Consider the following 11,832-nt stretch of genomic DNA (forward strand, 5'->3'; position numbering starts at 1 on the left):
CCGTCAGGGCGCGTTCGGACACGCCAAGACGCGCGCGCGCCGCGCAGATCGCCCGAAACACGTTCCATTTGTGCGCGACTTTTTCCGGCGGGCGCGCTTTTGACGCCGCTTGGCTGGCCACATGGGCAAGCGTCAGCGATCGCCGCCCGAAGGGCGTCGTCGGAGGTTGGTGTATGGTTTCCATTCTGTTTGCCTTCGTTCAGGCAAAGAAAAACCTCTCGCCAAAACAGCGCCGACTCTTGACAGCGATGTGGGGAAGACCTAAATTCCAGCTTGCAACACAGAATTTTCGGGCTTCCGGGACGGAGACGTTTCGGGAGCTTTTTCTTTGCGCGTTTCTCCAGTTGTTTGCGAATTCAGATGTGCCGAATCGTCAGGCCTCCTTCGGTTGTGAAGAAGACCGATCCACGCATCGATTGGCGCGAATATGAAATCCGCGTGAAATCGGGCTTGAAATGGACGAGCGCTGATAGCGCGCGCCTAAGAACGCGTGTTAGCCATTGGCCAAGCGCCAACGATCGCTGCCCAAAGGGCGGCGTCGATTGAAGGGGGTCCATTGCCTTGCCTCATCCAGGCAAAGAAATTCCGTCCACCGAAACGGCGCTTTCGCGCGGGTGACTCTTGACTATGATTCGCGGAAGTGAGATTCTCAGGCTGCCAAGAATGAGAAAGGGGCTTCCGGGACTTTGTTTCGGGGGCCTTTTTCTTTGCGTCGGTTGCTCCGTTAGAGTTGCAGAAAACGCGGGTTACTTACTCTCGCGGCCCAGGAAGGCCGCATAGAGATCAGGCAAGCTTTCAATCAGAAACGCGCCAAACTCGGGAGCGACCTTCTTGTCGATTGCGACTGTGCAAAGCTTTTTGTCGTCTTGGATGCGCGCCACGGTTTTGCCGTCAGGCGCGACCCAAGCCGCTGGCTCCGCCCTGGGCTTGGCTGTTTTTGTCTTCTTGAGGACTGCGGCCGAAAACAGGATATTGAACCGATCATCCGACGATGCCGCTGACATCTTTTCGTCGGAAATCATCGTGCGAACAGCCGCGAGCGACGTTTCCGATTCAAGATTCGCCGCCAAGGCGACCCATCGGTCTCGCCCGGTCTTAGGTGCGGGGCCAATCGCATCGATAATGTCAGGTGGAATCTTGGTCGCCGCCGAAATAAGCCGAGACAATCCCGACTTGTCAACGAACAGCGCGGCCATGATGGTCGTTCGCTCAAAACCGCGCTGCTCAAGCGAGGCCGCGAACCGCGCACGCTCGATGAACGACAGGTCCGTGCGCGCGTTATTTTCCTGGCCCTGAGCAATGACAAGCTCGTCATCGCTGAGCTTTTTGACGATGGCGCGCACTGGTCGCTGCAACTCGACCGCCGCCCGCAGACGCCGGTGACCATATGCAACCTGGAAGCGCCCTTCTTTTTCCGGATGGGGCCTGACGAGGATGGGAACCTGCTGGCCGTGCGTCCGCATGGATTCGACGAGGTCGTCATAATTCGCTTCATCGAAGCCGATGCGATCCGAGATGAAGGACGGATCGATGGCCTCCGTCGGTATGTCCTGGATCGCATTGGCCTTCAATTGTTCGATCGAACGCGTCACAGCGCCGATGGCGCCGCGGGCGCCGCCAAAGTTTGCGCTTGCGGTTGGCGTCATCATCTCAGTCAAAGCGACGACAGGACGATTCAAGTTGCCGGCCGGCAACTCCGATCCGCCAAGGCCTGAAAGCAGGTTCTTGCGCGCCATTACGCCCTCCCCCAGGATGCCCTGACCAACTGCTCGATTTCGCCGTTGACATTGTCGAGCGCCTCCATCGCGCGATCGTAGGTCGAGCGCGTGAACTGGTCGCGTGTGACCTCATAAAGCGTCTGCTTGGTGATGCCCGCATCGGAAATCGCCGTGCTCTTGAGCATCGGGTAATTCAGCACGTGTTCGCCAAAAATCGACCGCATGAACGACACCATCTGATTTTGGGGGCCGTCGCCCGGCTCATAGCGCGTGACAAGATATCGCAACCAGTCGTAGCCCATATTTCCGCCCGCGCTCGCAATCACCCCGAGCAGGTCGGAGGTCATGATGAGAAACTGACACATGGACATCACATCGAGCATTTGCGGATGAACCGTGACGAGCACCGCCGTCGCTGCACAAAGCGCTGACATGGTCAGGAAGCCGAGTTGCGGCGGACAATCGATGATGACCACGTCATATTGGTCGGCCACCGTCGCCAATGCGGAGTCCATGCGCGTGAAAAACATCCCTTCGTCCGCCAATCCCGCCGTCAAGGCCTTGGGCGTCTCATGCTCGAACTCCATGAGTTCGAGATTGGCGGGGATGAGATCCAGATTGGCGAAATAAGTCTTGCGGATAATGTCCTTCAGTTCGCAGCGTTCAGAGCCGTAGCGGATCGCGCCATAAAGAGTCTGATTTTCGCCGAGGTCGAACTCCGGTTGGACGCCATGCAGGGCGGACATACTGGCCTGGGGATCGAGATCGATCGCCAGGACGCGATAACCATGTAAGGCCATATATTGGGCCAAATGCGCCGATGTCGTCGTCTTGCCGCTGCCGCCCTTGAAGTTCACAACGGAAATCACCTGGAGGTGTTCCGATCCGCTCCTCGCCGGGACGTACCGCCGCTCCGCCTTGCCGCTTACATCCAGGTAAGCGCGCACGCGCTGGATATCGTCGGCGGAATACAACCTGCGCCCTTGAGGCCCGACTTCGACGTCCGGTCCTTTTCCATCCAGCGAAAGACGCCGAAGATAGCCATCGTTGACGCCAATGAATTTTGCAGCTTCGCCAGAGGAAAACTTGCGCAGTGATTTTTGCGCCTCGGGAGGATAAAGCTGAAGTCGATGCGCTTGAAGCTTGGACGACAGCTCTCGGGCGTGCGCCCCGACCAAATCATGGATGGCGCTTGCCCTGGCGATTGTTGAGGCGCTCGTAACCACGTCTTGTCCTCGTATGCACGGACAACCGTGCCAAAAAGTGTTTCCTGCCGTTTATTGATCGTCCGATTCTATATTTCTGGCAAGCGGTTTTGAGTTAACAGACATTTAATTTAACGTGCATACCAAATCAGCCTCGATCATTAAGTTTCGGTTCGGCAACGCACAAACGAATCCATTTTACGCGCAATTCCGCAAAAGTTGCCGGCCGGCAACTTTTGTATGTGCCCTCAAAAACGTCCCGCTAAGGGCGCCTCCCCCGACTTCGCCAGGGATTAGTGCTCCGTTGTGGCCCGCGGCAGCCCCGCTCGCCAGCGACCGGATCGCCGAATTTGGCTGCGTCGCTAAGCGGCGGAAAGGCAGGCGCGATGGTCTAACGCGGGTCGGAGGCATAAAGCATCGCAAGCCTCGCCGGCTTTCAGCGTTCCCCGGGCCGCAACGCCATCAGCACAAGGCCGATGGACAATCCTTGGCTCGCGCTTTCGCCAACATCGCGCGGAGATCGCGGCTAGGTCTGGCGATGGTCCCGCCCTTTTTAAGGATCGCCGCGATCATCACCGCGACGTCCGTCGCGCCAATGATGTCCTGGGCCTCGCGCCAGGCGTCGGCCGAAATGCCAAGCGCGGCGCGCGTCAAAGCTGCGGTGGCGATCAGATCGCCACGACCGGATCCCTTACCGCGCGCAATCGGCGACGCCGGCGCAGACCCGTAGGCCGATCTGCTTGTTGTAGGGAAGCCCCGGGCTGTCGCCGGCGCGCACGGTTTCGGGGTGGAAGCTCAGCAACGTGCCGAGCATTGTCAGGGCGCGTCCCGAGACGCCAAGCCGCGGAACGCGCCGAGCAGGTCGCACGAGACACAGTTCATTTATGCGTGGCTTCTTTCGGGGACGCGCTTTTGACGCCGCCTCGCTGGCCCCACGGGCGAGCGTCGTTGCTTGCTGACCGAACGCCAAGGCTGGGGGCTGGACCCAAAGACCCTGGCGCGCGTGATCGCAGTCTTGGCCGCCGCAGGGGCGGCGTCGTCAAATGCCGATATCAAATTCTTGAGGATTGTTCGGACTTTGCGGGAAAAGCGTCGGGCGTCACTGGCGTAACCTTCGTGGAACGGCTCGCGGTTTTGTCTTCGAACCGGGGCAGGGGCGTTCGGTGGCCGCAGCCGACCCGATGACCTTTACAGCTATCGGGAAAGAAATCCCTGGCGTCCTCGTGCGCCGCCGCCAATCCGGTTGGATCGAAGCGTTCGGGAAAGGACAGCGCGACGATCGAGGCGCGCGCCGGACGTTGTCGCTCCATCGGAGACATATTGGTCGTCAGGTTGGCGTCGAACGGGATCAATCTATCCGTTCAGTTCCGGCGCCGTGATCGTTCGCGATCTTGACGTAGCCTAAGTCTTCATCCGGTTGTTTAGACATTTTGGCGGTGAAGTCGCGGTAAGCTTCGGGGTAGGCTTCCTGCGCGACCGTGTGCGCAGTCAGGGGGCTTCCGGCTCGAACGCTTTGGGACAGTTGATGGCGCCGACGGCCCATTTCTCCGGACCTTTGTGTCAGCCATTTGGCTCACGCCAAGCCGCCTCGCTTTTTTTGTTTTGTCATCGGGCAGGTGGAAGCCGAGCTGTTTTCGATGTCATGATAGGTAACGCCCTCGGCTACGGGCAAGTGGTTTGTGGATTTCGTCCAAGGCGCCGCTTCAGTCGCTGCGTCTTTCACCTCGGTCGGGTTCTGATCGAAGTTCGGGTCAACCATCGACACGGCTCCATCAATTCGAGAGGGGCGGGGAGGGCATGTCGAAAGCGGGCTGATAATTGTGCTCGACGGTTTCGGCCAAGTGTGCGGCGGAGGTCGTCGCGTGCATCAAGTAGCTGGACGAGCAGGTAGTTGGTGTGCGCCAGCTTGGTCGCGATCTCGCGTTGAATCGAGGCGGCAGGCATTGACGCGAGTTGCCCGTAGCAGTTTGCGACTCGAAAGTCGGCGGGTTGTGTCGAGCATGAGGGCTTGAAGCCACGAGGCCGTTGGCGTCGCAGTAATCCCTTCGTCCGTCATTTCTTGTTGTTGGTCGGACGTTAGAGAATTTTCAAGCGAAGTGGACGCCGGTTCGCGTGAAGAAAGTGCGTTGAAATAAGACTCTCGAGTCAGAGACGGCGACTGGCCTTAGCGGAGTCCAACAGGCAGATCGATGCGGCGACGCGCGCTCTGGACCCGGGCATTCCGACCCTTTGGCCGTCGTGGCGCGCCGAAAGATCCCGAGCCGACGGTCGTCTTGAAAACGGGGCAGGCGGCTTCCCCCAGCCTCGACATGTTGGGCGCGGGGGGCAATGACGCGCGGTTGGAAGCGGTTCCGGGTTCGACCATTTCCGGCTGGACTGAGCGCTTGGAACGCCAGTCCGGCCTGTCACGCAGGTACGGTATCAGGGCGCCATCTTGATATCTGTCTGCCTAAATTCGTTGGCGGTCGCCAAAATCGGGACGTCGAAATACTTCGCGCATGCATAATGCAGACAATCGCCAATATTGAGACCGTGGCGACCCGATCGATAGCGATGGGCGGCCGACAGGGCGAGGCGAGTCGCTTCGACAGCGGGAGGCAGGTCGCGGATCGTGATTCCGCGGTCATCGAGGAATTCCATTACGATTGGTTCGACGTCCGCGACCGGTCGCGCGAACTTGTCCGCACGGGCCAGACCGAGCGCCGCCTCCAACACTGCGATCGGAGAAGTGAATGCGTTGTCGGCGGACGCGAGCGCTTTGGATATACGGTTGGCTTCGGGCTCGTCGGAAAGGACGGCGATAATCGCGCAGGCGTCCACGAACATCAGCGGTTGCTCCACATCTCGTCGAAAGCCTCGCGCGGTAGCGGAGTCTTGGCTTGATCGCTCAGCGTAATGCCGTATTTGTCGCGGATCCGGACGGCCGTCTGTTGCGGGGTCTCGGCGTTACGTCGGTGCGCGATAGCCTCCTTCATTGCGATCACGATCGCTTCCGTGATGGTGACGCCAGCCATGTGAGCGAATTTGCGCGTAAGGGCGTCCGCCTCGGGATTGTTGACGTTGATCGCCATGACGGCTCCATGTAGATCGATTTCTAACAAAATGTAGATTGCGTGATCAACATTATCAATGTCGGGATGCGCAACAAAGAGAATTCGTCAACGGATGCGATGGCATGGCGCGGTTGCAAAGCGGCCGGGACATCCATGTGATGTGCGCGATCGGCGCGCGGCGAAACGAAGTGCTGCGCTTTCGCGTCAACATCACGCCGTCTGTCACCAGTCAGGGGACCGGCATCCATGCGGTCATTCGCCCGGTGAACGACCTGCCGCCGCCTCTCTAAAAGCAGAAAGTCGAGCCCGGAATTCTCGCGAATTTCCGCATGAACAAGGGGCCGGCGAAGTTGATGGACCCCAACGGCCATCACAACATCATCGAATGCGCCGAGCCGATCGAGTCTCAAGGAAAGAGCGCTGACGAAAGGATAGATGTCGGGAGCGGAAGTCCCGCATGGCGCTAACAGCGGTCGTTGCCGTCCTCCCTCATCGCATCCCGTCGGTGGTGAAAAGCAGTCATTCCGATGGACTGGAAGGCGTCTCCTGCTGGCTCTCCATATCCAGAGGCGCTGTCGGCGGAAGAGGGGAACGGTATGGCGGCGGCCGTACTCACGAATGCGGGTGTGGGTTGACTGGCATGCCCGGTCCGATTTTTTGCAGATTGCCGTCTATGATCCGCTCGCCCTCGGCCACGCCGGTCGTGATCGCCACCATGCCCTCGTGGGTGGCGCCGAGCGAAACCATGCGCTGTTCGACAATATTGTCCTTGCCGACAAGATAAAGATATTTGCCGAGCTGGCTTGACCCCAAAGCCGCCTGCGGAACCATCAACGCGCCGGGATCGTCGCGCAAATGCAGGCGTATCCGGACATATTGGCCTGGCAACAGCGTGAAATCATGATTGTCGATCAGCGCGCGGGCGGTGATCGTGCCGGTCGCCTGATCGACGATATTGTTCAGAAAGCTCAGCCTGCCCTGTTGGCGCGCCTGGGTCTGGCCGGTGAGAAAAATATCGGCCTTGACCGGCCCCGCCTTGCGCGCGGCGTCTATGGCGGCGAGATCGGTTTCGCTCGGGTTGAAGGTCACATAGATCGGGTCGAGTTGCACCAGCGTGTTCAGCACCGTGCCGCCGACGCCGACCATCGTCCCGATCGCCGCCTGGTTGCGGCCAAGCCGGCCGGAAAACGGCGCGCGGATCTCGGTATATTCGAGATTGAGCTGCGCGGCGCGGATGGACGCCTGATCGGAGGCGAGGGCGGCTTCGGCCTGCTCCATGGCGCTGCGGCGCTGGTCGAAGGAATCCTTTGCCAGGAAACCCGTCTGCGCCAGTTTGCCGCCACGGTCGAGATTGCCGCGCGCATATTTAAGCGCCGCGCTTTCACGCTGGGCTTGCGCCTTGGCCTGATCCAGCGCCGCCTGATAATCGCGGGGATCGATGCGATAGAGCAGATCGCCCGCCTTGACATCGGCGCCGTCGGCGGCGACCTGTTCCATCAGATAGCCGGAGACCCTGCTTTGCAGAGTGACGTTTTGCAGCGATTCCGTGCGCGCGGAATAGTCGAGCGTCACCGGCACCGTCATTTTCACCACCTGCGAAACCGGCACGGGCATGACGAAGGCCGGCGCGGACGCGTGGGCTTCGCCCTCACCCCATTTGCGGGATTCGCGCGACAGCAGGAAAACGCCGCCACCGAAGACGATGAGCGCCAGCGCGCCCTTGATGAGCTTATGCGTCGTCATGACCGATCTCCATTCATTCGGCGGCGCCGGGTATTGCGTGATCCAGCGCGGGGGGAGGCTGTTGCAGCCCGCGCTCGCGCAGACGTTCGATGAGGTAATAAAACACCGGGACGAACAGCAGCGTCAGCAGCGTCGCCGCGAGCATGCCGCCGAACACGGTCGTGCCGATGGATTGCCGGCCGGCCGCGCCGGCGCCCTCCGCCACCATCAACGGGGTGACGCCGAGAATGAAGGCGAAGGCCGTCATCAGGATCGGGCGCAGGCGCAAGCGCCCCGCCTCCATCGCCGCCTCGACGATCTCCAATCCCTCCTCGCGACGGCGACGCGCGAATTCGACGATCAGAATGGCGTTTTTCGCGGCGAGGCCGATCAGCATGACAAAGCCGATCTGCGAATAGACGTCGATCTGCAATTGCCGAATCCAGATCGCCAGAACCGCGCCGAGCAAGGCCAGCGGCACCGCCATCAGCACGATGAAGGGCATGGTCCAGCTCTCATATTGCGCGGCCAGGATCAGGAAGACGAAGACCAGCGCCAGAGCGAAAATCAGCGACGCCGCCGCGCCGGCCTTGAGTTCCTGCAAGGTCACGCCGGTCCATTCGTAGGAATAGTCGCGCGGCAGCACCGTCGCGGCGGCGCGCTGCATCGCCGCCACCGCCTGCCCGGAACTGTAGCCCGGCGCCGCCACGCCATTGATCAGCGCGGCGCCGTAATTGTTGTAGTGCGTCACGGTCTCCGGCCCGACAATGGAGCGCAGCGCGCCCAGCGTCGACAGCGGCACCATGCCGCCCGTGGCGTTGCGCACATAGAAGCGGGAAATGTCGGCGGGATTGGCGCGCGCATCCTGGTTGGCCTGCAAGGTGACGCGGAAAGTGCGGCCAAACAGGTTCATGTCGTTGACATAGAGCGAGCCGAGATAGATCTGCAAAGTGTTGAACACATCCGGCAGGCTCAAGCCCAGAAGCTTCGCCTTGGTGCGGTCGAGATCATATTGATATTGCGGCGTCGAGGTGCTGAAGGCGGAGAACAATTGTTGCGGATTGAGCTCGGGCTGCTTGCGCGCTTCCGCGATCAACGCTTGCGTCACATCGTTCAAAGCCTGGGCGCCGCGCCCGGACAAATCCTCGACCTGGAATTCGAAGCCGCCGGTGGCGCCGAGGCCGGGGATCGACGGCGGATCGAAACTGAGCGCGATGGCGTCGGGAATCCCGAGCAGTTTCGGCCTGACTTCCGCGACGATGCGCGAGGCGCTCTGTTCCGGCGGACGCTCGTCCCAGGGTTTCAAAATGGCGAATTCCACCGCGGAATTGCTCTGCGCCGCATTGGTGAGGAAATTCAGGCCGCTGATCGAGCCGACAATATCGACGCCGGGCGTGGCTTGCAGCACGTCGCGCACTTTCTTCGCCACGGCGTCGGTGCGCTCCAGCGAGGCGCCATCGGGCAATTGGATGACGACGAAGAAATAGCCCTGGTCCTCCACCGGCAGGAAGGTCGAGGGAATTGTCTTCCAGATCAGAACCGTCGCGGCCACGGCGACGGCAAACAGCGCCAGCACGGCCCAACGCAGCCGGATCAGTTGGCGCACCAGCCGGGAATAGGCGTGCTGCATCCGCTCGAAGCCGGCGTTGAACCAGCGAAACAGGATGAATTCGCCGCTGGGCCGATGTTTCAGGAACACCGCCGCCAGCGCCGGGCTGAGCGTCAGCGAATTGAAGGCGGATATGCCGACCGAAATCGCCACGGTCAGCGCGAACTGGTTATAGAGCCGTCCGGCCACGCCGGGGATGAAAGCCACGGGAATGAACACCGCCATCAGCACCGCCGTGGTGGCGATGATCGGCCCGGTGACTTCGGCCATGGCCTTGCGCACCGCCTCAAGCGGCGGCAGACCCGCTTCAAGCTGGCGCTCGACATTTTCGACGACGACGATGGCGTCATCGACCACCAGCCCGATGGCGAGCACCATGCCCAACAGGCTCAGCATGTTGAGCGAAAAGCCCAGCGCCTCCATCACCACCAGCGTCGCGATCAGGGAGACGGGAATGGCGATGGTGGGGATCAGCGTCGCGCGCCAGTTTTGCAGGAAGACAAAGACCACCGCGACCACGAGGACGAGCGCCTCCGCCAGGGTGATCAGCACGTCATGCATCGCCGCCGCGACAAAGCGCGTGGTGTCGTAATGCATGGCGTAGGCGATGCCCTTGGGAAAACGCTGCGACAATTGTTCCATCTCATCCTGCACGCTTTTTTGCAGGTCGAGGGCATTGGAGCCGGGCATCTGGAACACGCCCAGCACCACGGTCGGCTCTTCGCCGAAAAAGGCGGTGGAGGAATATTGCAGGGCGCCGAGTTCGATGCGCGCCACGTCGCGCAACCGCACCACCGCGCCGCCCACAGGCTCCGCGCGTAAAACGATGTCGCCGAATTGCTCGGGGGTGCTGAGGCGGCCCAGCGCATTGACCTGCATCTCGAACGCCGTGCCGGCGGGCGCCGGCGACTGGCCGATCTTGCCGGCGGCGACCTGGACATTCTGCTCGGCCAGGGCGTTTTGCACATCGACGGCGGTGACGCCGAGATTGGCGAGCCGGTCGGGATCGAGCCAGACGCGCATGGAATAGCGGCGCTCGCCGAAAATCTGCACATCGCCGACGCCGCTCAGCCGCTTCAGGGGATCGACGATCTGCAAGGTGGCGTAATTGCTCAAGGCGATCGAATCGACCGAATGATCCGGCGAGGTCAGATTGACGATCAGGACGAAATTCGGGTTCTGCTTCTTGATGGTCACGCCGCCCTGATTGACGATCGCCGGCAAGGCCGACGCCGCCTGGGAGACGCGGTTCTGCACGTCCACGGCGGCGATGGCGAGCGGATAGCCGACCTGAAACGTGATGGTGATGTTCGATGAGCCGTCGTTGGAGCTGGTCGACGACATATAGGCCATGCCGGCCACGCCATTGATCTGCTGTTCCAGCGGCGTCGTCACCGTATCCGCCACGACTTGCGCGCTGGCGCCCGGATAATTCGCCGACACGACGACCTGGGGCGGGGTGATGTCGGGGAATTGCGAGACCGGCAGCAGGAGATAGCAAATCGCGCCGGCCATCACCATGATGATGGCGACCGCTGAGGCGAAGATCGGTCGCGTGGTGAAAAAGCCGATCATTGCGCGCAGGCTCCGCACCGGACGGGTGCGATCCGCCGCCACAGGCCATGTGGCGCTTTGCCGCGGACAGGGCCGCCATCGACGGAACGGCGCAGACCGCGCAACTGGCGCGCCAATCCGGCGCGATCGACGCCATCAGCCCGGATCATCAGGGAAACCAAGGGATCGTCGAGCAAGGCGTCGATGCGTCGCTCCAGCATTTGCGCGTCCATGTCGGATCCTTCCGGCTTGAAGTCCGCAACGCTTTGGATCAGCGTAGGCAGAGCGGATGAGTGATTTCTTGACCGGCTTATGCTGTGGTGTTACCGGTAAGTCTCACTTAAAGTTACAGACTGGTCACACCCTGTCAAGTGGCCGGTTCGGATTTTTGAAGGAATGTGAAAATGTCCAGGGAAGGCGGGCTAACCCGAACGCCACCTCGGGAGCGCATCATCGATACGGCGCGAGAGCTGTTTCACAAGCATGGATTGCGCGGCGTCGGCGTCGACGCCATCGCCGAAGCGGCGGGCACCAACAAGATGACGCTTTATCGCCATTTCGGCTCAAAGGACGAGTTGATCGCCGCCTGCCTAACGGAAACCGGGCGGGAATATGCGCGGGAATGGGATGAATGGGAGGCGGAATTCGCCGACGATCCCATGAAACTGCTGCGGGAATGGATCGGCTGCGCGGTGTCCTGCGCCATTGGCGATCCCCGTGGTTGCGACATCGCCAACGCCGCCGTGGAGATCACCGAAGCTGATCACCCCGCGCGCAAGGTGATCGCGCGAGTCAAGACCGAGCATCGCGATCGTTTGGCCCGGATTTGCCAGGCCGCCGGCTTCCGCGACGCCGAACTGCTCGCGGATTGCTTGACCCTGCTGGTGGAGGGCGCCCGCGTCAGCTGGCAGTCGGTGGGTCCCGGGGGGCCAGGCAGTCGCTTCGCCGAGACCGCCGAAGCCATTATCGCG

Annotated in this window: 14 protein-coding genes; 3 read left to right on the top strand and 11 right to left on the bottom strand. The window is 61.2% G+C overall.

What is annotated here, in order from left to right; all coding sequences use genetic code 11:
* On the bottom strand, nt 1–184 hold a 184-nt coding region (locus CCR94_RS21890; RefSeq protein WP_275112832.1), incomplete at its 3' end, for a helix-turn-helix domain-containing protein.
* Between CCR94_RS21890 and CCR94_RS24770 the strand changes: the two genes are divergently transcribed.
* Entirely contained in the window at nt 174–431 is a 258-nt protein-coding gene (locus tag CCR94_RS24770; RefSeq protein WP_146090142.1) for a hypothetical protein, read from the top strand. The genes CCR94_RS21890 and CCR94_RS24770 overlap by 11 nt on opposite strands.
* Before the next feature lie 315 nt (nt 432–746).
* On the opposite strand, the gene repB is transcribed toward CCR94_RS24770, so the two are convergent.
* The 7 genes from repB to CCR94_RS21925 form a co-directional block, all read right to left on the bottom strand.
* Nucleotides 747–1,736, bottom strand: a complete 990-nt coding sequence (gene repB, locus CCR94_RS21895) for a plasmid partitioning protein RepB (RefSeq protein ID WP_104510341.1) — start codon at nt 1,734–1,736, stop codon at nt 747–749.
* Nucleotides 1,736–2,923 (bottom strand): plasmid partitioning protein RepA, encoded by a 1,188-nt coding sequence (gene repA, locus CCR94_RS21900; RefSeq protein WP_244594178.1) that lies wholly within the window; start codon nt 2,921–2,923, stop codon nt 1,736–1,738. The genes repB and repA overlap by 1 nt, the downstream gene beginning before the upstream one ends.
* Before the next feature lie 462 nt (nt 2,924–3,385).
* Nucleotides 3,386–3,628, bottom strand: a complete 243-nt coding sequence (gene repC, locus CCR94_RS26720) for a replication initiation protein RepC (RefSeq protein WP_104510346.1) — start codon at nt 3,626–3,628, stop codon at nt 3,386–3,388.
* On the bottom strand, nt 3,615–3,737 hold the full coding sequence (locus CCR94_RS26425; RefSeq protein WP_275112833.1) for a hypothetical protein: 123 nt from the start codon (nt 3,735–3,737) through the stop codon (nt 3,615–3,617). The genes repC and CCR94_RS26425 overlap by 14 nt, the downstream gene beginning before the upstream one ends.
* A 759-nt stretch (nt 3,738–4,496) precedes the next feature.
* Nucleotides 4,497–4,682: a hypothetical protein gene (locus tag CCR94_RS24775; RefSeq protein ID WP_146090143.1), complete on the bottom strand. Its 186-nt coding sequence runs from the start codon at nt 4,680–4,682 to the stop codon at nt 4,497–4,499.
* Nucleotides 4,683–5,344: 662 nt separating this feature from the next.
* A complete protein-coding gene (locus tag CCR94_RS21920; RefSeq protein ID WP_104510354.1) occupies nt 5,345–5,749 on the bottom strand; it encodes a type II toxin-antitoxin system VapC family toxin in 405 nt (134 codons plus the stop codon).
* The gene (locus CCR94_RS21925) at nt 5,749–5,994 is read right to left on the bottom strand and encodes a type II toxin-antitoxin system VapB family antitoxin (RefSeq protein WP_104510357.1); all 246 of its coding nucleotides are present in this window, start codon (nt 5,992–5,994) and stop codon (nt 5,749–5,751) included. The genes CCR94_RS21920 and CCR94_RS21925 overlap by 1 nt, the downstream gene beginning before the upstream one ends.
* A gap of 104 nt (nt 5,995–6,098) precedes the next feature.
* Here CCR94_RS21925 and CCR94_RS25320 point away from each other — a divergent pair, with 104 nt between their 5' ends.
* The gene (locus tag CCR94_RS25320) at nt 6,099–6,266 is read left to right on the top strand and encodes a hypothetical protein (RefSeq protein WP_158254873.1); all 168 of its coding nucleotides are present in this window, start codon (nt 6,099–6,101) and stop codon (nt 6,264–6,266) included.
* A gap of 322 nt (nt 6,267–6,588) precedes the next feature.
* Here the strand turns inward: CCR94_RS25320 and CCR94_RS21930 are convergent, their stop codons facing one another.
* The 3 genes from CCR94_RS21930 to CCR94_RS24780 are packed head-to-tail and all read right to left on the bottom strand — an operon-like array spanning nt 6,589 to nt 11,094.
* Entirely contained in the window at nt 6,589–7,719 is a 1,131-nt protein-coding gene (locus CCR94_RS21930) for an efflux RND transporter periplasmic adaptor subunit (RefSeq protein WP_104510359.1), read from the bottom strand.
* A gap of 13 nt (nt 7,720–7,732) precedes the next feature.
* Nucleotides 7,733–10,882: an efflux RND transporter permease subunit gene (locus CCR94_RS21935; protein WP_104510361.1), complete on the bottom strand. Its 3,150-nt coding sequence runs from the start codon at nt 10,880–10,882 to the stop codon at nt 7,733–7,735.
* Nucleotides 10,879–11,094: a hypothetical protein gene (locus CCR94_RS24780; protein ID WP_146090144.1), complete on the bottom strand. Its 216-nt coding sequence runs from the start codon at nt 11,092–11,094 to the stop codon at nt 10,879–10,881. Before CCR94_RS24780 ends, CCR94_RS21935 begins: the two co-directional genes overlap by 4 nt.
* 171 nt (nt 11,095–11,265) lie before the next feature.
* On the opposite strand from CCR94_RS24780, the gene CCR94_RS21945 reads away from it, so the two are divergent.
* Nucleotides 11,266–11,832, top strand: a 567-nt coding sequence (locus CCR94_RS21945; protein WP_104510366.1) for a TetR/AcrR family transcriptional regulator, incomplete at its 3' end; no start/stop codon positions are given.

This window comes from Rhodoblastus sphagnicola (genome assembly GCF_002937075.1).
Lineage (GTDB): Bacteria > Pseudomonadota > Alphaproteobacteria > Rhizobiales > Beijerinckiaceae > Rhodoblastus > Rhodoblastus sphagnicola.